General features: G+C 70.2%; 15 protein-coding genes, 6 tRNA genes and 1 riboswitch. Of the genes, 8 read left to right on the forward strand and 13 right to left on the reverse strand.

The genetic code is table 11. The features are described from left to right. Window positions 1–38: 38 nt before the first annotated feature. From ACWFRU_RS32190 to ACWFRU_RS32200, 3 genes are all read right to left on the reverse strand, one after another. The gene (locus ACWFRU_RS32190) at window positions 39–1,124 is read right to left on the reverse strand and encodes a M23 family metallopeptidase (RefSeq protein WP_453691646.1); all 1,086 of its coding nucleotides are present in this window, start codon (window positions 1,122–1,124) and stop codon (window positions 39–41) included. An 11-nt stretch (window positions 1,125–1,135) separates the two neighbouring features. Continuing rightward, window positions 1,136–1,282: riboswitch (cyclic di-AMP (ydaO/yuaA leader) on the reverse strand. Window positions 1,283–1,484: 202 nt separating this feature from the next. Next, window positions 1,485–2,642 carry a PP2C family protein-serine/threonine phosphatase gene (locus tag ACWFRU_RS32195; protein WP_453691648.1) on the reverse strand — a complete coding sequence of 386 codons (1,158 nt, stop codon included), beginning with the start codon at window positions 2,640–2,642 and terminating at the stop codon, window positions 1,485–1,487. 166 nt (window positions 2,643–2,808) lie between these two features. After that, a tRNA-Met gene (locus ACWFRU_RS32200) sits at window positions 2,809–2,882 on the reverse strand. Window positions 2,883–3,003: 121 nt separating this feature from the next. Between ACWFRU_RS32200 and ACWFRU_RS32205 the strand changes: the two genes are divergently transcribed. Beyond that, entirely contained in the window at window positions 3,004–3,255 is a 252-nt protein-coding gene (locus ACWFRU_RS32205) for a hypothetical protein (RefSeq protein ID WP_453691649.1), read from the forward strand. A 59-nt stretch (window positions 3,256–3,314) separates the two neighbouring features. On the opposite strand, the gene ACWFRU_RS32210 is transcribed toward ACWFRU_RS32205, so the two are convergent. The 5 genes from ACWFRU_RS32210 to ACWFRU_RS32230 form a co-directional block, all read right to left on the reverse strand. After that, window positions 3,315–3,387 (reverse strand) — tRNA-Lys (locus tag ACWFRU_RS32210). Between the two features lie 176 nt (window positions 3,388–3,563). Next, the gene (locus ACWFRU_RS32215) at window positions 3,564–5,345 is read right to left on the reverse strand and encodes a LamG-like jellyroll fold domain-containing protein (RefSeq protein WP_453691650.1); all 1,782 of its coding nucleotides are present in this window, start codon (window positions 5,343–5,345) and stop codon (window positions 3,564–3,566) included. A gap of 165 nt (window positions 5,346–5,510) precedes the next feature. Continuing rightward, entirely contained in the window at window positions 5,511–7,826 is a 2,316-nt protein-coding gene (locus ACWFRU_RS32220) for a DEAD/DEAH box helicase (RefSeq protein WP_453691651.1), read from the reverse strand. Window positions 7,827–8,088: 262 nt separating this feature from the next. After that, the gene (locus ACWFRU_RS32225; RefSeq protein ID WP_453691653.1) at window positions 8,089–8,658 is read right to left on the reverse strand and encodes a hypothetical protein; all 570 of its coding nucleotides are present in this window, start codon (window positions 8,656–8,658) and stop codon (window positions 8,089–8,091) included. Window positions 8,659–8,757: 99 nt separating this feature from the next. Next, a complete protein-coding gene (locus tag ACWFRU_RS32230) occupies window positions 8,758–9,108 on the reverse strand; it encodes a metallopeptidase family protein (RefSeq protein WP_190082831.1) in 351 nt (116 codons plus the stop codon). Between the two features lie 59 nt (window positions 9,109–9,167). Here ACWFRU_RS32230 and ACWFRU_RS32235 point away from each other — a divergent pair, with 59 nt between their 5' ends. The 4 genes from ACWFRU_RS32235 (at window position 9,168) to ACWFRU_RS32250 (ending at window position 11,088) form a co-directional block, all read left to right on the forward strand. Next, window positions 9,168–10,724 carry a metallophosphoesterase family protein gene (locus ACWFRU_RS32235; RefSeq protein ID WP_453691655.1) on the forward strand — a complete coding sequence of 519 codons (1,557 nt, stop codon included), beginning with the start codon at window positions 9,168–9,170 and terminating at the stop codon, window positions 10,722–10,724. A 79-nt stretch (window positions 10,725–10,803) separates the two neighbouring features. Then, a tRNA-Glu gene (locus tag ACWFRU_RS32240) sits at window positions 10,804–10,876 on the forward strand. A gap of 39 nt (window positions 10,877–10,915) precedes the next feature. Further along, window positions 10,916–10,990 (forward strand) — tRNA-Asp (locus tag ACWFRU_RS32245). Between the two features lie 24 nt (window positions 10,991–11,014). Next, window positions 11,015–11,088 (forward strand) — tRNA-Phe (locus tag ACWFRU_RS32250). 76 nt (window positions 11,089–11,164) lie between these two features. Here the strand turns inward: ACWFRU_RS32250 and ACWFRU_RS32255 are convergent. From ACWFRU_RS32255 to ACWFRU_RS32270, 4 genes are read right to left on the reverse strand one after another with little or no spacing between them, the layout of a single operon-like run. Then, a complete protein-coding gene (locus ACWFRU_RS32255; protein WP_453691656.1) occupies window positions 11,165–12,268 on the reverse strand; it encodes an ABC transporter permease in 1,104 nt (367 codons plus the stop codon). A 30-nt stretch (window positions 12,269–12,298) separates the two neighbouring features. After that, the gene (locus ACWFRU_RS32260; RefSeq protein WP_453691657.1) at window positions 12,299–13,183 is read right to left on the reverse strand and encodes a cytochrome c biogenesis CcdA family protein; all 885 of its coding nucleotides are present in this window, start codon (window positions 13,181–13,183) and stop codon (window positions 12,299–12,301) included. After that, window positions 13,180–13,941, reverse strand: a complete 762-nt coding sequence (locus ACWFRU_RS32265; protein ID WP_453691658.1) for a DsbA family protein — start codon at window positions 13,939–13,941, stop codon at window positions 13,180–13,182. Before ACWFRU_RS32265 ends, ACWFRU_RS32260 begins: the two co-directional genes overlap by 4 nt. Window positions 13,942–13,996: 55 nt before the next feature. After that, window positions 13,997–14,359, reverse strand: coding sequence for a hypothetical protein (locus tag ACWFRU_RS32270; RefSeq protein WP_453691660.1), 363 nt, complete (start codon window positions 14,357–14,359; stop codon window positions 13,997–13,999). Between the two features lie 84 nt (window positions 14,360–14,443). Between ACWFRU_RS32270 and hrpA the strand changes: the two genes are divergently transcribed. The 3 genes from hrpA (at window position 14,444) to ACWFRU_RS32285 (ending at window position 18,939) form a co-directional block, all read left to right on the forward strand. Beyond that, complete coding sequence (gene hrpA / locus ACWFRU_RS32275) at window positions 14,444–18,424, forward strand: ATP-dependent RNA helicase HrpA (protein ID WP_453691661.1); 3,981 nt, start codon at window positions 14,444–14,446, stop codon at window positions 18,422–18,424. Between the two features lie 95 nt (window positions 18,425–18,519). After that, a tRNA-Asp gene (locus tag ACWFRU_RS32280) sits at window positions 18,520–18,594 on the forward strand. A gap of 135 nt (window positions 18,595–18,729) precedes the next feature. Beyond that, complete coding sequence (locus ACWFRU_RS32285; RefSeq protein ID WP_453691663.1) at window positions 18,730–18,939, forward strand: DUF6274 family protein; 210 nt, start codon at window positions 18,730–18,732, stop codon at window positions 18,937–18,939. Between the two features lie 534 nt (window positions 18,940–19,473). Here the strand turns inward: ACWFRU_RS32285 and bldC are convergent. Next, complete coding sequence (gene bldC, locus ACWFRU_RS32290) at window positions 19,474–19,680, reverse strand: developmental transcriptional regulator BldC (RefSeq protein WP_003949541.1); 207 nt, start codon at window positions 19,678–19,680, stop codon at window positions 19,474–19,476. Between the last annotated feature and the right edge of the window lie 416 nt (window positions 19,681–20,096).

Genomic DNA, 20,096 nt, shown 5'->3' on the forward strand with positions numbered 1-20,096 from the left:
GGGGTTGTCGCCAGGACCGCCGGGGTTCTGGGGTTACCTCAGATCGACTGGCCCTTGCCGCGCAGCCACGCCGCCGGGTCGACCCCGGTGGCGTCGCCGCCCGGGTGGACCTCCATGTGGAGGTGCGCGCCGGTGACGTTGCCGGTGGCGCCGACGCGGCCGATGGTCTCGCCGGTGGTGACCTTCTGGCCCGCGCTGACGTTCATCGAGGACTGGTGGCAGAACCACACCTCGGTGCCGTCGTCGAGTTCGAGGACCGTGCGGTAGCCGTACGCCCCCGCCCAGCCGGCCTCCTTGATGGTGCCGGAGTGGACGGCCTTGATGGGCGTGCCCGTCGGAGCCGCGAAGTCCAGGCCGGTGTGGTAGCCGGAGGACCACATGGAGCCGGGCTGACCGAAGGTGCCGGTGAGCGTGTACGAGGCGACGGGGAGGGTGTAGCTCTTCGCGAGCTTGGCCAGGCGCTCCGCCTCGGCCTTCTTCTTGGCCTCGGCCTCGGCCTTCTTCTTGGCGGCGGCCTTCTCGGCGGCGATCTTCTTCTCGGCCGCGGACTGCTTGGCGGCGGCCTGTTCGGCGGCCTGCTTCACGGCGGCTTCCTCGGCGGCCTTCTGGACCGCGTCGTCGGCCTGGTCCTGCTGGTTCTCGGCTTGCTCCATGATGCGGGCCCGCAGTGCCTCGCCCGCGTCCGTGGTGCCCTGCTCGGTGTCGGCGGCGCTGAGACCGGCGGCACTGAGGGGCGCGGCGGCGGTCACCACGCCGTTGTCCGCGGAACCCGAGTCGGACGCGTCGTCGGATATCAGGGACCCCACGCCCGGAAGCGACTTGGCCTCCGGCAGCGAGTCCGTGACGGCCGAGAGGTCCGGCATGGCGATGGAGACCGGGGGCTTGCCGTCCTGCGCGGTGGCGATGCCGCCCGCGCCGACGGCGGCGATGACGCCTACGCCGAGAACCGTGGAGCTGCGGGCGAGCCCGCCACCACCCCGCTTGTGCACGCGGTGCCTGCCGCGGACGGGACGGATGGACTCCTCGGTGGGGTTCCATTCCTCCCAGGAATTGTCGTCGTACCCACCGAAATCGTCGTCATTCGGTACGTAAACGCCTTGGGGGGCAGGGCGGTTGGACGCCACTGGGGCGCACTCCTTTCCTTCCTTCTCGCCTACCGGGTTAGCTGACGGGTTCGGAGCAGGAAGGTCTCCTACGAACATCTGGCACGGAGGCACAGATGCCCGATTCACCCCAATTAGTGGTTCCCCGGCTCCCTTTCGGGATTAGGCGCGTGCGCGCGGAGCCGACTCGAGTGACGGCTGGGACGACCGCGCTGCGTTATCGAACGTTAATAGACAGCAGGCCGGTATTCCAAGCTGTTCCGACTGATCGTTAACGCTCATGGCCCGTACTTATCGGGACACCGGGGGCCGGAACGGGGCGAGTTGACCCCACTTCTTCACACACCGGAGCTTCACATCTCCTTGACAGTACGTCAGTTGTTATGCGGAGTGGTGTCCTTCCGTCACGGCCGGTGACAGCGGCCGCCGCACCGCCAGCAACGCCATGTCGTCGGTCCCCCCTCCGCCGGTGTGCCGCCGCACCTCCTCGACGAGCGTCGTCAGGAGCGCGTCCGGGCCGCCCGGCCCCGGGAAGATCCGGCCGCCGAGCCGCGCCGCCGGGTCGTAGAACTCGCCCCGGGTGTCACGCGCCTCGGAGAGCCCGTCGGTGTAGAGCAGCAGCATCGCCCCCGGCGGGAACTCCGTCTCGTCCGCGCGGTCCGGCCAGGCGCCCAGCTCGCCCATCCCCAGCGGCAGCGCGGGCTCGGTGGCGGTCAGGACGCACAGCCGTCCGTCGCCGCGCAGGAGCAGCGGGCCCGGGTGCCCGCGGTTGATGAGACGCACCAGACCGTCGCCGTGCGGGATCTCCGCGAGGACGGCGGTGGTGAACCCCTCGAAGGCGTCGAGCCCGTCGCGTCGTGTGCCCTCCCGCGCGAGGGCGCGCTCCAGGCGCTGCGCCACGGCCTCCAGCGTCGCCTCCTGCTCGGCGGCCTCCCGGAACGCCCCGATCACCACGGCGACGGCCGCCACCGCGCCCATGCCCTTGCCCCGCACGTCGCCGACGATGACGCGGACGCCGTGCGGGGTGTCCTGCACGGCGTACAGATCGCCCCCGATGAACGCGTCGGCCTCCGCGGCCTCGTACCGCGCCGCGACGTCGAGGCCGCCGATACGGGGGTCCGGCTGGGGCAGCACCGCGCGCTGGGCGGCCTCGGAGATGGAGCGGGCGGACGCGAGCTGTTTGTCGCTGCGGCGTACGACGCGGTTGATGACGACGGCCAGGACGGCGACGGTCACCACCGTGATCAGTTCGGTGACGGCCTCGACGTCGGTGGTGGTACTGGTCTTGAAGTGCAGGGCGAGCACGGCGGAGCAGGAGGCGGCGCCGATGAGGGTGGTGCTGAGCAGCGAGTAGAAGGGTGCCGCGATGAGGGGGGCCGCGGTGAACAGGGGTACGGCGGTGAACCTGGGCGGGGTCGACACGTCGTACACGATCCCGACGACGATGAGCAGCAGGGGAAGAGCCCGCACGAGCGCCCGCTCGTGCCGCACATCGGGCCGCTTGCCGCCGCCCCCGCCGATTCCACCTCGCTGCCCCACTCACTCAGGGTTCCCGGAGGGGCGGCGCGGGGCGACCGGTGTGGGCCGACCGGGCTACCGACTCCAATCTCGGCTCATGGCGACACATGGCGACACATGGGGACTCATGGCGGCGGAAACACCGAAGGCCCGAATCCATTTCTGGATCCGGGCCTTCGGTCTTTAGTAGCGGGGACAGGATTTGAACCTGCGACCTCTGGGTTATGAGCCCAGCGAGCTACCGAGCTGCTCCACCCCGCGCCGTTGAATGCAACTCTACGCCATCAGGGGGAGTGAAAGCGAACCGGTTGCGAACGGCCTGCAAACGGAGCCATGGGAACGAGGCGCGTGACGCTGCGGGCCGGGCGTCGTTGGCCAGCTCATGAAGAAGATCATCACCGCAGGCATGCTGGTCATCGGCTCTCTCGCCATGGCGGCACCGGCCCACGCCGACAACGACTCCAACTTCGGCGGCGGCGTGGACGCCGCCAACGCCTGGAACTTCACGGCATCCGCCGTGTGCCTCCAGGAAGTCGCGGTGGTGCCGGTCCTCGGAGACTGGGTGGGCGACCACGCCAACAACTGCTCCAACGGCAACGTCATCGACCACGCCCGCGCCGCACTGCCCGCCTGAACACCCCAGAACACACCGAAGGCCCAGCTCGGGGAACTCCCCGACCTGGGCCTTCTCGGTAGACCGTGTGGGACTCGAACCCACAACCAATGGATTAAAAGTCCACTGCTCTGCCAATTGAGCTAACGGTCCGTGCGGACGCACCCCACGAGCATAGCCGCAGAGGCCCGTCCATCCGATCGGGTATCACCACCCGGGCCCGTCGCACACTCCACGACGGGCCCGGAACAGCCGCCACACGCGCAGGGAACGCGCTTCGGGCGGTGGGGAGTTAGCCGGTTTACGCGATTCCTTGTCGTGCCTGCCGGTCAGGCCGCCGTACCTCCGGCGCGCAGCACCGCCACCTGCTGCTCACTCAGCGCTCCCGCGTAGGCCTGCACGTCGTCGACGGCGCCGTGCAGATACTCGCTCCCACCTTCCGCCTGCCCGGCACGACCGACCTGCAGCCCTCCCGTGGCCCGAAGACCGCGGTGGAACGGCGCCTTGGCCGACAGATGTCCGTCCACGTACAGCAGGATCTCGTCGGCACCGTCGTCGTACACCACCGCCAGGTGATGGGGCTCACCGCTCGACGCCCAGTCGTTGTCCGCCGTCAGCTTCGTCGTCTCCGCTCCGGCCCGGTCCTCATGGGCCAGCGTCAGCTCCCAGCTCTGCTGCTCCGGCGTGTAGCGCAGCGCGGCGAGGTCCGTCTGCTCGCCCGGAAGCGACAGAACCGTCATCGTGCGGCCCTCGGCCGCGGGATCCAGCTGCACATGCGCCGCCAGCGAGAAGCTGTCACCCGTGTCGACCACCGGGCCGGCCGTCGCCGCGTAATCACCCTCACCGTCGAGCTTCAGCTGGCCCTCCCCCACCATCGGTATCTCGCCGGGAACGCATTCCGGGTCGAGGCCGCAGTCGCTGTCGTCGCGGTGAATCCGGGCGTCCCCGCCCAGCTTCATCGGCTGCCGGCCGTCGCGCTCCGGGCTGGCTCCCCCAGCCGACTCGTCGAACTGCCAGTGCCCCTCCCGAGCGGTCGCGCGCTTCCCGAGTGCCGCTGCCTCCGCCGGGACGACCACCCGGTCCCACACCTGTACGGCGGCGATCCGGCCGTCCCAGGCCCCACCCTGGCCATCGGCGCCGAGCCCCCGGCCGATCTGCAGGACTCCGGTACCACCGGGTGACGAGGCGTCCTCCGCCGTGTCGACGAGGCGGCCGTTCACATAGAGGCGCGCCGTCCGCTCCACCGGGTCGTACACACCCGTCAGGTGCGCCCATTCCCCGCTCTCGGGGAGCCCGCCCTTCGCACGGACCGGCGTGCCCCCACCGAGCGAGAAGGACCAGTTCCCTTCTGCATCCGCCCCGAGAGCGAACGCGGGCGCCCCGTCACCGCTCTGGCTCACCGCCGTCATGTCCCGGCCCGCCTCCCCCGGACGCACCCACGCGCTGACCGCGAACGCCTTTTTGGCGTCCACCGCCGGAGCACCCGACGTGAGATGGCCGCCGTCCGAACCGTCCAGTTCCACCGCGGACTTCACGTCGGTGCGGGACGGCCCTTCGGCGCCGAAGGTGACGGACCCGACCGCTTCGGCGGGCCCGCCGCCCGCTGTGGCGTCGGCCCGATCCGAACCCGAGGGGTCGGCGAGTTTCCACCCCGCGACGGGCGTGCGGCCACTGGCCACCCGGAACACATAGTTGACCGGTCCGCTCGCGTTGCCCGCCCGGTCGATCGCCTGGACCGAAAGCTGGTGCACGCCGGACGACTTCGGCATCCAACGCAGCTCGACCGGGCCCCCCGGCTCCTTCGGCTCGGCCGTCCGCCGCTTCTCGCCCGTGAAGTTGTAGACGTACGACACGGTGTCGTCCGACGAGGAGTCGACCGTGAACGTGCCGTACGCGCCCACTCCGTCGTGCCAGGACTCCGTGTCGTCGGGATACTCCGGTGACGACACGGACGGCTTCGCCGGCTCCTCGGTGTCATTTGCGAACCGCGACAGCACCGGCTGGTCCGGTGGCCTGTTCTCCGCCGCCGCGGCCGCCCACGGCGTGGCGACGACGGCCGATGACGCGAGCGCGACAGCCACCGCGCTGTGTACGAAGGCATGACGAATCACGGGGTCCCCTCCCTTGGGGCCCGGCTCCCCACCGGACCACCGCTTCGATCAAGCCCGAAGGTAACAGCACGTACTGACATCGATACGGCCCGCGGAACCCGCGCACGCCGAAGGGCCCGCACAGCAAAGCTGTGCGGGCCCTTCGGTTCAACTGTTCAGCAGGCGTCAGCCGTTGCGCTTCCAGCGCGGCTTGTCGTCGCGGCGGCCGAAGGAGCCGGTGCCCGTGCCGGTGCCGGACGTGCCCGAGTTGCGGTTGTACGACGGGCGGTCGTGGCCGCCGGAGCGGAAGCCGCCCGAGCCGCCCGCGGGGCGGTCGTCGCGGCGGTCGCGGTTGAACGGACGGTCGCTGCCACGGTGGCCGCCGGAGGGGCGGTCGTCGCGGCGGAAGCCGGAGCCACCACGGTCGTTGCGGTCACGGTTGAAACCGCCGCCACCCTCACGACGGTCACCGCCACGGAAGCCGCCCGAGGGACGGTCGTTGCGGTCGCGGTTGAAGCCGCCACCCTCACGACGGTCGCCGCCACGGAAGCCACCACGGTCGCCGCCGGAGGGACGGTCGTCGCGGCGGAAGCCGGAGCCACCACGGTCGTTGCGGTCACGGTTGAAACCGCCGCCGCCCTCACGACGGTCACCGCCACGGAAGCCGCCCGAGGGACGGTCGTTGCGGTCACGGTTGAAGCCGCCACCCTCACGACGGTCGCCACCGCGGAAGCCGCCCTCACGGCGGTCGCCGCCACGGAAGCCACCCGACGCACGGTCGTCACGGCGCTCGAAGGAACGGCCACCGCGGTCGTCGCGGCGCTCACGCTCGTAGTTGCCGCGCTCGTCACGCTGCGGACGACGCTCCTCGCGAGGAGCGGCCGCGGGCTGCTCCGGCACGGAGACAGCGGCCTCGACCTCGGCCTCGGCGGCGGCGGTGGCCTCGGCGACCGCGGTCTCCGGGTCGTCGCCACGCTCGCGGGCGGCACGCGCGGTGAGACGCGAGGCCTCCTCGCGCAGCTCCGTCGCGCGTCGCGTCGCGCGCTCCAGCTCCTTGGTGAGGTCCTTGACCTCACGCTCGGCCTGCGTCGCCGCGTTGCCCGCGGAGTCGGCCTGCACCTCGGTCATCGAACGGGCGCCGGTGATCTCGGCGACCTCCGGGTCGAAGGTGCCGCCGCCGTTGATGATGTGACGCGTGGCGTCGACGCCCGCGTCCTCCATCAGGCGGAAGATCTGGCGGCGCTGGTGCGGGAGCGAGAGGGAGACGACCGTGCCGCTGCGGCCGGCGCGGGCCGTACGACCCGAGCGGTGCAGGTAGTCCTTGTGGTCGCCGGCCGGGTCCACGTTCAGGACCAGGTCGATGCCGTCGACGTGGATGCCGCGCGCGGCGACGTCGGTGGCGACGAGCGCGTTGACGTAGCCCTTCTTGAAGTCCTCAAGAACGCGCGTACGAGCGCCCTGCGTCATGCCGCCGTGCAGCGCGTCGGCCTTCACGCCGGACTCGCAGAGCTGCTCGGCGATGCGGTCCGCGCCCAGCTGGGTGCGGACGAAGATGATCGTGCGGCCCTTGCGCGAGGCGATGGCGGCCGTGACGGGCGCCTTGTCGCGGGGCTTCACGATCAGGATGTGGTGGGTCATGGTCGTGACGTTGCCCTGGGCGCTGTCGACCTCGTGCGTGACCGGGTTGTTCAGGTAGCGCTTGACCAGCGTGGAGATCTCGTTCTCCATCGTGGCCGAGAACAGCATGCGCTGGCCGCCGGACGGAACCTGGTCGAGCAGCTCGGTGACCTCGGGCAGGAAGCCCAGGTCGGACATCTGGTCGGCCTCGTCGAGCACCGCGATCTGGGTGTTCTCGAGGGAGCAGGCGCCACGGCTGATGATGTCGCGCAGACGGCCCGGGGTGGCGACGAGGATGTCGACGCCGCGCTCGAGCGCGTAGATCTGGTTGCCCATCGACGTACCGCCGCAGACGACCTTCATCTTCAGACCGAGCACGTCGCCGTACGGCTGGAGCGCGTCCGCGACCTGCATCGCGAGCTCACGCGTCGGCGTGAGGATGACGCCGCGGGGCTTCTTCTTCTCGGTGCGGCCCTCGGAGGCCAGCGTCGCCAGCATCGGCAGGCCGAAGGAGAGGGTCTTGCCGGAGCCGGTGCGGCCACGGCCGAGGATGTCCTTGCCGGCCAGGGCGTCCGGGATGGTCGCGGCCTGGATCGGGAAGGGGGAGGTCACGCCGTTCTGGGCGAGCTTGCGGACGATGCCCTCGGGCAGTCCGAGGTCACCGAAGGTGGGACCGGTCTCCGCCTCTTCGGCGGCTTCTTCGACCTCGGCGGCGGCCTCGGCGGCCACCTCGGTCTCCACGACGACCTGCTCGGCGGCCTCCACGACGTCGGCGACGTCGGTGGCCTGGACCGTCTCGACGGCCTCGGTGACGGCCTGAGCCGTCAGCTCGTCGGTCGTCTCGTTCTCGGGCAGGACGGCGTGGTCAGAGTGAGAAATGGACATGCGAAATGCGAAACCTTCCGGAGTCTCGGCACGCGCCCGTCAACTCCGTGATTTCGCAATGGACCGCCTCGATGCGGTCAGCCACGGCAAGGGAGAGTACGCGCCACGCGGCGCTCTTCTTTTTCGGCGCCGGGCAAATGGGATCAAACGATCTACCACCATACGCACCCAACCCCCTCGAAGGCAAACCGCACCCTCTGGGGCACCTTGGATTCCACCCCTTACGGCCTGCCTCACCTGCGACGAAGCGGGTTTCGGAACCCTAGGCGGGCCCCGCCTCCGGGGAAGGTTCGCGGGAACTGAGCCCCTCCGACCGCTCCCCGAGCTGAGTGTCCTGCTTCGGAGGCTCGTGCGCCGACGACGAGGGCTCCGGGGTGGGCTCGGGAGTCGGCGTCGGGGTCGGCTTCGGGGGGTCGGGCGTCGGCGTGGGGCGCGGCGCGTCGGGCTTGGTCCTGGTGGGCGAGGGGCGCCCGTCGCCCGTCGGCGGGGCGGGGTCGCCGCCGCCGGACGCGGAGGCCGAGGCCCGGGCGGCGTCGGAACCGGACCCGCCGGGCGCGCCCGAATCCCCCTCGCCCTTGCTCTTCCCCTTGCCGCCCTTGCCGCGTTTGCCGCCCTTCGCGTCGTCGCGGCCCTTTCCGCCGCCACCGGCGGAGTCCGCGCCCGGCGTGGCACCTCCGCCGTCCGGGGCGGCCGCCGCGCTGCGCTCGCCGACGGACCGCGCGGGCCCCGGCTCACCGCCGCCGTCGTCGTCACCGATGCTCATGCAGCCCGCGGTCGCCATGACGGCCACCGCCGCCGCGGCCAACCGGACAGGAACGTACAACTGGCGCACGGCCTAGCACCTCCGAGGCGCTGAGAAGCGGGGACGCCCTACCCAACTCCCTTGCCCCGCAAGAGGACACGGACCGGCGGACGGACCTGCCGCCTTCCGTCAGCCGTAGCCCAGGGCGTGCAGGCGCTCGTCGTCGATCCCGAAGTGATGTGCGACTTCGTGCACGACGGTGATCTCGGTCTCCGCGACCACGTCCTCGCGCGACTCGCACATGCGCAGCGTCGGCCCCCGGTAGATCGTGATCCGGTCCGGCAGCACTCCCGCGTACCACTCGCCCCGGTCCGTCAGGGGAGTTCCCTCGTAGAGCCCGAGCAGCTCGGGGTCCTCGGCCGGTGGTTCGTCCTCCACGAACACCGCCACGTTGTCCATCAACCGCGTCAACTCGGGAGGAATCCGGTCGAGCGCCTCGGCGACCAGTTCCTCGAACTCTTCCCGCGTCATCTCCAGCACACCCCCATTGTCGGCCACCGCCCCGCATGGCCGCCCCTCCCCATGGGCATACGGCCCCAATGGTCCGGCTTCGCGACTTCCGTGCGCCCGCCGCCCTCGTACGCCACTACCGATCCCGCCACCCACGTCCGGTGGGCGAGCTCATCAGCCCTCCGCATCCCTACGTCCGCGCCCTGGGTCTGGTCGCGGTGGTCCTGTTCGGCGCCTGGCTGGGCCTGCTGATCGTCGGCAGCGTGCACGCGCCCGTGGGGCCCATGGACACGCGGATGACGCTGCGCCCCTCGCTCACCGGCGGCACGAAGATCGACGTCTCTCCGCTGGGCGCCCTCGAACTGCGCTCGCACATCGCACCCATCCGCCTGGACGTGGACGTGGACCGGCTCGACCCGGTCCGCTCCCAGGCCCTGGTCGACCACCCCGAGCGGATCGCGGGACTCCAGGACGAGGTGGCCAAGGACGTCGGGCACGGCACGCTCGACCTGGCCGCACGCTCCTGCGCCGCCGTCGTCGCGGGCGCCACGACGCTGGGCCTCGCGGTCTACCGGCGCCCGCGCCGGGCCCTCGCGGCGGGCGGTCTCGCGCTGGCCCTGCTCGCCGCGTCGGGCGCGGCGGCGTACGCGACGTGGAACCCGAAGTCCGTCCTGGAGCCGAAGTTCTCCGGCCTCCTCAGCAGCGCGCCGTCGGTGGTCGGCAACGCACGCAGCATCGTGAGCGAGTTCGACGTCTACCAGCAGGAGTTGGCGCGTCTGGTCACCAACGTGACGAAGCTGTACGACGTGACGTCGACGCTCCCCGCCTACCAGCCGGACCCGTCCACGATCCGCGTCCTGCACGTCTCGGACATCCACCTCAACCCGGCGAGCTGGAAGATCATCTCCTCGCTGGTGGAGCAGTACGACATCAACGTCATCGTCGACTCCGGCGACACGATGGACCACGGGAGCGCCGCCGAGAACGCCTTCCTGGACCCGATCGAGGACCTGGGCGCCCCGTACGTCTGGGTCCGCGGCAACCACGACTCGGCCACCACCCAGCGCTACCTCCAGCGCATGAAGAACGTCCACGTACTCGACGAGGGCAGGGCCGTGTCGGTCGCGGGCCTGCGGTTCGCCGGGACGGGCGATCCGCAGTACACCCCGGACCGCTCGGTGGCGGCGGAGGGCAAGCCCGCCGAGGAGATGGCGGGCATCCGCCTCGCCTCCGCCCTGCGCGACCAGCAGGCGGCCGGCACCCCCGTGGACGTGGCCGTCGCGCACAACCCCGATGCCGCGAGGGAGACGGACGGCGAGGTTCCGCTCGTCCTGGCGGGCCACGTCCACCACTCGGAGATGGAGGTCATGGACGGCGGGACCCGGCTGCGCATCGAGGGGTCCACGGGTGGCAGCGGACTCCGCGCGGTGGAGGGCAAGTACCCCGACCCGGTCGAGACGTCGGTGCTCTACCTGGACCGGGAGACCCGGCGGCTCCAGGCCTGGGACGAGATCAAACTGGGCGGTCTCGGGCTGACGAAGGCCGAGGTCAGCCGCCATCTGCCGAAGGAGAACCAGCCCGGCGCGACCCCCTCGCCGGCCCCTCCGGGGCGCTCCCCGGGGAGCGGTTCCCCGGCCCCCCGATAACCGTTTTGGCGATAGCTCCCCGCATCCCATATGCTTCTCACGTCCCCGACGCGCTGCAAAGCGCCCAGGTGGGCCCTTAGCCCTCATCGTCTAGTGGCCCAGGACGCCGCCCTTTCAAGGCGGTAGCACGGGTTCGAATCCCGTTGGGGGCACGCAACACCTTGTGCGAGACTAGTGCTCGCACAATGCTTGGTCCTGTGGAGCAGTTTGGAGTGCTCGCCACCCTGTCAAGGTGGAGGCCGCGGGTTCAAATCCCGTCAGGACCGCTTGCGATTCCACGCGGATCGCGTGGCTGGGTAGCTCAGTTGGTACGAGCGATCGCCTGAAAAGCGATAGGTCGCCGGTTCGATCCCGGCCCCAGCCACCTCTTCGAAGGCCCCGTCCAGTGGACGGGGCCTTTCGCGTTCCCTCGCCTGGTACCTCGCCCCTCCCGCTCCCGTTCACCCCGCCGGAGCAGCCGCATGGGCCGCGGGCCTCTCCCGTCCGCCCGGATGCCGGTGCCGCCAGACCCAGAACACCGCGGACGCGAGGACCGCCCATCCCGCGAGGACCAGGAACGGGAACGCGTGCTGGTGGCTGCCGAAGTACACCGCCGTGTGCTGCGCGTTCACCGACGCCCCCGGCGGCAGCCACCGCCCGATGTGGCCGAGCACCGAGGGGAGCAGGGGCCAGGACACCGCGCCGCCCGACGACGGGTTGCCCAGGAGCACCATCAGGCCCCACGTCGGGATCATCGCCCAGCGCCCGAACAGCGTGTTGAACATCGTGAAGACCATCCCCGACGCGAACATCGTCAGCGCCAGGATCAGCCACGACTCGACGAACGGCAGATCCACCGCCCCCAGCCACCAGTCCACCACCGCCGCGATCACGAACCCGCCGAGCAGCGAGTAGAGGATGGTGAAGGCGATCCGCTCGGCCGGATTCAGCCCCCGGGCGTGCACGCTCAGCTGGATCGCCCCGACGAAGCCGATGATCACCGCGGCGAGCGAGATGTAGAAGATCGCGAGCCCTCGCGGGTCGCCCTCCTGGAGGGGCCTGATGTCCTTCACCGTCACCGGCACCCCCACCTCCTTGCCCACCTTCGGCGCGGCCTCCGCGAGCACCTGGGCGACCGAAGCGCCGGAAGCGCCCGAGACGTCGAACGTCACCTTGTCCCCCGGAGCCACCGCGAGGATCGCGAAGACTTTCTGCTCCGCCACCGCGTCGCGCGCCGCGGCGACGCTGTCGTACTCGTGCACCTCCAGGGAGGCGTTCAGCGCCTTCTCCATGCCGTCGAGGAACGCCTTGCCCTGCGTGGCCTCCTGGGCGCCGACCACCGCGGTGGGGATGTGGTGCGGGGTCGGCTTCGCCATGGAGTACGTGTACGAGCCCGCGAAGAGCCCCGCGGCCGCCGCCAGGATGAACACGAGGACGACCGCGGGCAGGAAGGGCGAGTCCTTGAACGCCGACCACCGCTCACGCCCGGTGGGAGCCCTTCCGTGGGCGCCGTGCGCGCCATGGGCTCCGTGCCGGTGCTCTTCGTGATCAAGCTGTTCAGCCATACGAATCAGGCTAAAACACCTGAAACGGACTCACCCCTGCTCGGCCTCAACCGGCCCACTCGTCCGCTCCGGAGTCCGCGCCCGGGTCCGCGCCGGCGCTCGCCTCCGCCACGCCCGCACCGCGAACCAGAAGCCCACCAGCGCCACCACACCCACGAGCAGCACCGCGTCCGGCACGGCACGCCCCACGCCCCCGGCCCACCGCTCCACGGCGAACGAGTCGTCCACGTCGAGGAGACCCGGCAGCGCGGTGGTCCCGTCGTACGCCAGGAAGAGGGCGCCGAGGGCCACGAAGAACAACCCCGACAGAAGCGAGGTCGTGTGCAGTTCGAAGCGGCCGATCCGGAAGGTCCGCCCCCGCAGCCACCGCCGCCGCCCGAGGTCGAACCGCTCCCAGAGCAGGGCGAGCACGAACAGCGGCACCGCCATCCCCAGGGCGTACACGGCGAGCAGCAGTCCCCCGTAGACAGGGCTCCCGCTCACCGCGGCCACGGTGAGGACGCTGCCGAGGATCGGGCCCGCGCAGAACCCCGCGAGCCCGTACACCGCGCCCAGCGCGTACACGGAGACCGCGGTCGTCGGCCGGATGCGCCCCGACAGCTCCGACATCTTCCGCGAGGCGAACCCCATGCCCACGACCTGGAGCACGCCGAGCACGATGATCAGCCACCCGGCGACGAGCACGAGCTGGTCCCGGTGTCCGAAGAAGAACCGCCCGGCCACCGAGCCCGCCGCGCCCAGCGGCACGAGGGTCGTGGCGAGACCGGCGTAGAAGATGCCGGTGCGCGCGAGCAGCCGTGAGGCCGAGTCGATCGAGTACGCGAAGAAGGCGGGCAGGAGCAGCGCGCTGCAGGGGCTGATCAGGGCGAGGAGGCCGCCGAGGAACGCCGCGAAGTACCCGACATCGGCGGTCACTTGTCCGCCGACCCGGAGCCGGCACCCGCGCTCTTCGCCGCCTGCTCGATCGCCTGGTCGAAGACCTCGTCCGGCTGGGCGCCCGAGATGGGCCGCCCGTTGACCAGGAAGGACGGGGTCGAGGTGGCCCCCAGGCCGTACGCCTCCTCCTGGTCCTTCTTCACCGCCGCCTTGGCCGCGGCGCTGCCCGCGTCGTCCGTGAAGCGGCCGATGTCCTTGACCCCGGCCTCCTTCGCCAGCTCCTTCAGGCGCTCGTCCCCGAAGCCCTTGTCCTTGGCGTCCTCGGCGTAGGCCGCCGCGTGGAACTGCCAGAAGCGGCCCTGCTGTCCGGCGGCCCACGCGCCCCGCGCGGCCGACTCGGAGTCCGCGCCGAAGATGGGGAAGTTGCGCCACTCGATGCGCAGGGTGCCGTCCTCGACGTACTTCTTCACCAGGCCCGGCTCGGTGTCGCGGGCGAACTTGCCGCAGTAGCCGCACTTGAAGTCGGCGTACTCGATGAGCACGACCGGCGCGTCCTTGCGGCCCTGCGCGAGGGCGTCCTTGCCGTCGCGCCTGGCGAGCTTCGCCAGCTCCGGGTAGACCCCGGCCTGCGGGTCGGCGGAGACGTCCGCGGCGGGCTCCTCCTTCGCGGTGACCGAGGAGGGCTCGTCGGGCTTGGTGGCGCTGTAGGAGGCCGCGCCGAGGAGCAGGGCGGCGAGGGCCACGCCGGCTCCGATGGCGATGTTCTTCTTCTTTTTGCTGTTGTCGCTCTTGGGCATCAGGGAGTTCTCTCTGTTCCTGTACGTGGTTGGTGGGGCCCCGAGTCGGGGGCCTCTAAACGCGCAGGACCGAGAGATCTATGGGCGAGGGCGGCGTGAGCGGCGGCGGCCCGCGCTCCGGCGCAAGGGCCGGCACCGTCTGCCCGACGCCCCACGCGCCGGAGGCGGCATGGGCCTGATGTAGGGCGGGCAGCAGCTCGTACGCGGAACTGGAGCGCGGCGGGGCGGCGGGGGCCTGACCGGCGTCATGCTGGCCGCCCTTGCCGCAGCCCGGCGCCCCCGCGGACGCCTCGACCTGCACCGACACGGTGGGCTTCGCCACGGGTTCCGCGGCCACCGCGGGCCCGCAGAACGCCCCGAGCACGACCAGCAGCACCCCGAGCAAGGGGCACCACGAGAGACGCGTACGGGACGACATGCCCGGAATCGTACGTGCCCTCGCGCCCCGCCGGAGAAATCGGTTCGCCACGTCCGAGCGGCGGGTGAGATCCTGGACGCCGTTATGTCTACGCAGCCTGCCCTCACCCTCGACGCCCTCGCCCCGCGCCTGTCCGAGCTGTCGCTGCGCGACGAGCACCGGATCGGCCGCCGGCTCGAGGGTGCGCGCCGGATCCGCAAGCCCGAGGCCCGAGCCGCCGTCCTCGCCGAGATCGCGGCGGACGTCGACAAGGCCGCGGCCCGGATGGCCGAGCGGGGCAGCCGCCTGCCCAAGATCACGTATCCCGAAGAGCTGCCGGTCAGCCAGAAGAAGGACGACATCGCCGAGGCGATCCGCGACCACCAGGTCGTGATCGTGGCGGGCGAGACGGGCTCCGGCAAGACCACGCAGATCCCCAAGATCTGCATGGAACTCGGGCGTGGTGTCCGGGGCATGATCGGCCATACGCAGCCCCGCCGTATCGCCGCCCGTACGGTCGCCGAGCGCGTTGCCGACGAGCTGAACACCCCGCTCGGCGAGGCCGTCGGCTGGAAGGTCCGCTTCACCGACCAGGTGGGCGCGGACACGTACGTGAAGCTGATGACGGACGGCATCCTGCTGGCCGAGATCCAGACGGACCGCGAGCTGCGCGCGTACGACACGATCATCATCGACGAGGCCCACGAGCGGTCCCTGAACATCGACTTCCTGCTCGGCTATCTCGCCCAGCTGCTGCCCAAGCGCCCGGACCTGAAGGTCGTCATCACCTCGGCGACGATCGACCCGGAGCGGTTCTCCAGACACTTCGGGGACGCCCCGATCGTCGAGGTCAGCGGCCGTACGTATCCCGTCGAGGTGCGCTATCGCCCGCTCCTGGAAGAGGACGCGGAAGACAGCGACCGCGATCAGATCACCGCGATCACGGACGCCGTCGAGGAGCTCCAGGCCGAGGGCAAGGGCGACATCCTCGTCTTCCTCTCCGGGGAGCGCGAGATCCGGGACACCGCGGACGCGCTCAACAAGAAGAACTACAAGTTCACCGAGGTCCTCCCCCTCTACGCCCGCCTCTCGCACGCCGAGCAGCACCGCGTCTTCCAGCAGCACACGGGGCGCAGGATCGTTCTGGCGACGAACGTCGCCGAGACCTCCCTGACCGTTCCGGGCATCAAGTACGTCATCGACCCCGGCACGGCCCGCATCTCCCGCTACAGCCACCGCACGAAGGTGCAGCGCCTGCCCATCGAGGCGATCAGCCAGGCCAGCGCCAACCAGCGCAAGGGCCGCTGCGGGCGTACGTCGGACGGCATCTGCATCCGCCTCTACTCGGAGGACGACTTCGTCTCCCGCCCCGAGTTCACGGACGCGGAGATCCTGCGCACCAACCTCGCCTCGGTCATCCTGCAGATGACGGCGGCCGGTCTCGGCGACATCGAGAAGTTCCCCTTCATCGACCCGCCGGACCACCGCAACATCCGCGACGGCGTCCAGCTCCTCCAGGAACTCGGCGCCCTTGACCCGACGCAGAAGGACCCCAAGAAGCGCCTCACCGAGCAGGGCCGCAAACTCAGCCAGCTCCCCGTCGACCCGCGCCTGGCCCGCATGGTCCTGGAGGCCGACAAGAACGGCTGCGTACGCGAGGTCATGGTGATCGCCGCCGCGCTCTCCATCCAGGACCCGCGCGAACGCCCCGCCGAGAAGCAGACGCAGGCCGACCAGCAGCACGCCCGCTTCAAGGACGAGACGTCCGACTTCCTGGCCTTCCTCAACCTGTGGCGGTACGTCCGCGAGCAGCAAAAGGAGCGCGGCTCGTCCTCCTTCCGCCGGATGTGCAAGGCGGAGTACCTCAACTTCCTGCGCATCCGCGAGTGGCAGGACATCTACACGCAGCTGCGTACGGTCGCCAAGCAGATGGGCATCCATCTGAACGAGGACGACGCCCCCGAGCAGCACGTGCACATCTCGCTCCTGGCCGGCCTGCTCTCCCACATCGGGATGAAGGACGTGAAGGAGTCGAAGGAGAGCAAGGAGAAGGACCCCAAGCAGCGCGGCGGCGGCCGGGGCGAGTATCTGGGCGCCCGTGGCGCCAAGTTCGCGGTCTTCCCGGGGTCCGCCCTCTTCAAGAAGCCCCCGCGTTTCATCATGTCCGCGGAGCTGGTGGAGACCTCCCGCCTCTGGGCCCGCGTCAACGCGCGGATCGAGCCCGAGTGGGTCGAGCCGCTCGCCCAGCACCTCCTGAAGCGCACGTACAGCGAGCCGCACTGGGAGAAGGACCAGGCCGCGGTCATGGCGATCGAGAAGGTGACGCTGTACGGCGTTCCGCTCGTCACCGACCGCAAGGTGAACTACGGCCGCATCGACCCCGAGGTCTCCCGCGACCTGTTCATCCGCAACGCGCTCGTCGAGGGCGACTGGCGCACCCACCACAAGTTCTTCGCCGCCAACCGCCGCCTCCTGACCGAGGTGGAGGAGCTGGAGCACCGCGCCCGTCGCCGCGACATCCTCGTGGACGACGAGACGCTCTTCGACTTCTACGACCAGCGGGTGCCGGCGGACGTCGTGTCCGGCGCGCACTTCGACTCCTGGTGGAAGAAGAAGCAGCGGGAAGAGCCCGAACTGCTCGACTTCGAGCGGTCGATGCTCATCAACGAGCGCGCGGGCGACGTCTCGAAGGACGACTACCCCGACTCGTGGCGCCAGGGGCCGCTCAAGTTCAAGGTGACGTACCAGTTCGAGCCGGGCGCGGACGCGGACGGCGTCACGGTGCACGTGCCGCTCCAGGTCCTGAACCAGGTCACGGCGGACGGCTTCGACTGGCAGATCCCGGGCCTGCGCGAGGAGGTCGTGATCGAGCTGATCCGCTCCCTGCCGAAGCCGGTCCGCCGGCACTACGTCCCCGCGCCCAACTACGCGAAGGCGTTCCTGGAGCGGGCCGTGCCCCTCCAGGAGCCGCTGCACGTGACGCTCGCCCGCGAGCTCCAGCGGATGGTCGGCGTCCCCGTCTCACCGGAGGACTTCGATCTCACGCGCGTGCCGGACCACCTGAAGATCACCTTCCGGATCACCGACGAGCGGCGCAGGAAGCTCGCCGAGGACAAGGACCTGGAGGCGCTGAAGCTCCAGCTCCGCCCGAAGGCCCGCAAGGCGCTCTCCCAGGCGGCTGCCGCGACGGCCGAGCGGAGCGGCGGAGCGGCCGTCGAACGCTCCGGCCTCACGGACTGGACCATCGGCTCCCTCAGCCGCGTCTTCGAGACGCGACGGGCCGGCCAGCCGGTGAAGGCTTTCCCGGCCCTGGTGGACGACGGCGACACCGTCTCCGTACGCCTCTTCGACACCGAGGCCGAGCAGCAGCAGGCGATGTGGAAGGGCACGCGTCGGCTCATCCTGCGCAACATCCCGGTGAATCCGGCCAAGTTCGCCTCGGACAAGCTGACCAACGCCCAGAAGATCGCCCTGTCCGCGAACCCGCACGGCTCCATCCAGGCGCTCTTCGACGACTGCGCGATGGCGGCGGCGGACAAGCTGATCGGCGACTTCGGCGGTCCCGCCTGGGACGAGGAGTCGTACCGCAAGCTGTACGAGAAGGTGCGGGCGGAGATCGTCGACACGACGGTCCGCACGGTCTCCCAGGTCCAGCAGGTCCTCGCCGCCTGGCAGGCCTGCGAGCGCCGCCTGAAGTCGACGAAGAGCCCGACGCTGCTGCCCAACCTCACGGATGTCCGCAGCCAGTTGGACGCGCTGATCGGCCCCGGCTTCGTCACGGCCACGGGAATCCGCCGCCTGCCGGACCTGATGCGCTACATGACGGCCGCCGACCGCCGGCTCCAGCAGATGCCGACGAACGTGCAGCGGGACACCTCGCGCATGGAGAAGGTCCACGAGATGCAGGACGAGTACGCCTGGCTCCTTGAGCAACTTCCGCAGGGCCGCCCCGTACCGCGGGAGGTCCTGGACATCCGCTGGATGCTGGAGGAGCTCCGGGTCAGCTATTTCGCGCACGCGCTCGGCACGGCGTACCCCGTCTCGGACAAGCGGATCGTGAAGGCGATCGACGCGGCCGCACCGTGACCGCCCGCGCACCCTGGGTGAGTTCGACCGCCGGGCCTGCGCTGCTGTAGAGTCCTGTCTCGCAGCGCAACGCACCAATCAGCGCCGCAAAGCAAGGTCCTGTGGAGCAGTTTGGAGTGCTCGCCACCCTGTCAAGGTGGAGGCCGCGGGTTCAAATCCCGTCAGGACCGCAGTAAAAGAGGGGCCCCATCCGGATGCCGGATGGGGCCCCTCTCGCGTTCCGGCATCTTGACTGCGTCACATTCCGCCGGTACCCAGGCAGCAGGGGACAGGGGCGGGACCGGTTCCTCATCTGGAGGTGGCGCATGACGGCTTCAGCGGCGTCCGCACGGCACGAGACTCGCGCGCTCCTGCGGGCCCATCTCTCCGCGGCGACGAGCTATCGCCACCTGACCCGGCACTGCCCGATCTGCCACCGCCTCGAACGGCTGGCCCTGGAGACCTCCTCCGCCGCCCAGAACGGCTGTGAGGGCGGCTGCGAGCCGGGCGAGGACGAAAGTCCCCCGAACGCGTGACCAAAGCCGACCCGCGACCCACCCCTGTGGTGGGAGGGTGAGAGGGCAGGGCCCTCGGGTGTGCCGAACCAGCTCGAACCAGCACCCCTCAACTCCCCTGCACCGTCCGGGATCTCCTCTAGCCCAATGGTGTCGCGGGCAACAAGGTTCCCGGCATGTGACGGGTGTCACCGAAGTAGTTTTTGAAACCCCCGAACTTACACCCCTCCTACAACCGGTCAATTTAATATGTGCAATTGCACCACCCGCACAGCCTCCGCCAAGCGTCTCCCACAGCGCGGCCCCAGCACCCCTCAGAGACCAACAAGCCCGCTCACAGCGGCGCTCACCAGCACCTCCCGGGCGCACAAAAAAGATCGCGCTGGACCCGGCGGAGTCCAGCGCGATCGAAACGACTCACCCATGAGGCTCAGGCGTGGGACCCGTTGGGGCGGGACCCGCGTCGTGTGTAGCTAGGGGTCGGACGGTGCGGCCGAGTTGGGGGACCCGGCAGCGGGCGTACTTTTCGTCCTAGTACTGCGGTAATGCGGTAAATCAGGCCTCGCTGCGCTGCTGCGGGATACCCGCGAGCAGTGCGCGGACCTCGGCCTCGCGGTAACGGCGATGCCCGCCGAGCGTGCGAATCGACGTGAGCTTGCCAGCCTTGGCCCAGCGCGTCACCGTCTTCGGGTCGACGCGGAACATCGTGGCAACCTCAGCCGGGGTCAGCAGCGGCTCGGCATCAGGGGTGCGAGCGGTCATGAGCGGCCTCCTCGGAGAACCGAACCTTCTCGGTTCATTCCTCTAAATTCTGCACCTTGACCCGCGTTGCCCGAAATGGCGGACGCGAGTCGAGTCGGTTATAGGACGAACGGCTTGTCCTCGGCACTACAACTACACCATCCGTCCAGCCACGTCGGCCAAACCGATGGAATTGCCCTCCCAGGTGTCTATCAGCGACGGAAGCCGATGGACCATGCCATAGCGGACAGTCACGCCACAGTGACGATCAGTCACAGAGTGATCAGGAGTCAACAGACCCCCCATAGCGTGCAATGCTGAGCATTCCGCCCACACATGGACGGAAGGAGCCCTCCCCGGACTCCTTGTCCTATTTTGGCACGAGGGGGGGCGATGGGCGCAAGGGCCCCGTAAGTGCGGTCCGTCACGCTTGACAC

This window comes from Streptomyces sp. NPDC055099, from assembly GCF_053607685.1.

What these genes read in the sequence shown, in the direction of transcription:
- ACWFRU_RS32255 (WP_453691656.1), bottom strand. Translation starts at nt 12,268, where the DNA reads ATGGCTGAACAGCTTGATCACGAAGAGCACCGGCACGGAGCCCATGGC.
- ACWFRU_RS32285 (WP_453691663.1), top strand. Translation starts at nt 18,730, where the DNA reads ATGACGGCTTCAGCGGCGTCCGCACGGCACGAGACTCGCGCGCTCCTG.
- ACWFRU_RS32265 (WP_453691658.1), bottom strand. Translation starts at nt 13,941, where the DNA reads ATGCCCAAGAGCGACAACAGCAAAAAGAAGAAGAACATCGCCATCGGA.
- ACWFRU_RS32270 (WP_453691660.1), bottom strand. Translation starts at nt 14,359, where the DNA reads ATGTCGTCCCGTACGCGTCTCTCGTGGTGCCCCTTGCTCGGGGTGCTG.
- ACWFRU_RS32205 (WP_453691649.1), top strand. Translation starts at nt 3,004, where the DNA reads ATGAAGAAGATCATCACCGCAGGCATGCTGGTCATCGGCTCTCTCGCC.
- ACWFRU_RS32220 (WP_453691651.1), bottom strand. Translation starts at nt 7,826, where the DNA reads ATGTCCATTTCTCACTCTGACCACGCCGTCCTGCCCGAGAACGAGACG.
- bldC (WP_003949541.1), bottom strand. Translation starts at nt 19,680, where the DNA reads ATGACCGCTCGCACCCCTGATGCCGAGCCGCTGCTGACCCCGGCTGAG.
- hrpA (WP_453691661.1), top strand. Translation starts at nt 14,444, where the DNA reads ATGTCTACGCAGCCTGCCCTCACCCTCGACGCCCTCGCCCCGCGCCTG.
- ACWFRU_RS32235 (WP_453691655.1), top strand. Translation starts at nt 9,168, where the DNA reads ATGGTCCGGCTTCGCGACTTCCGTGCGCCCGCCGCCCTCGTACGCCAC.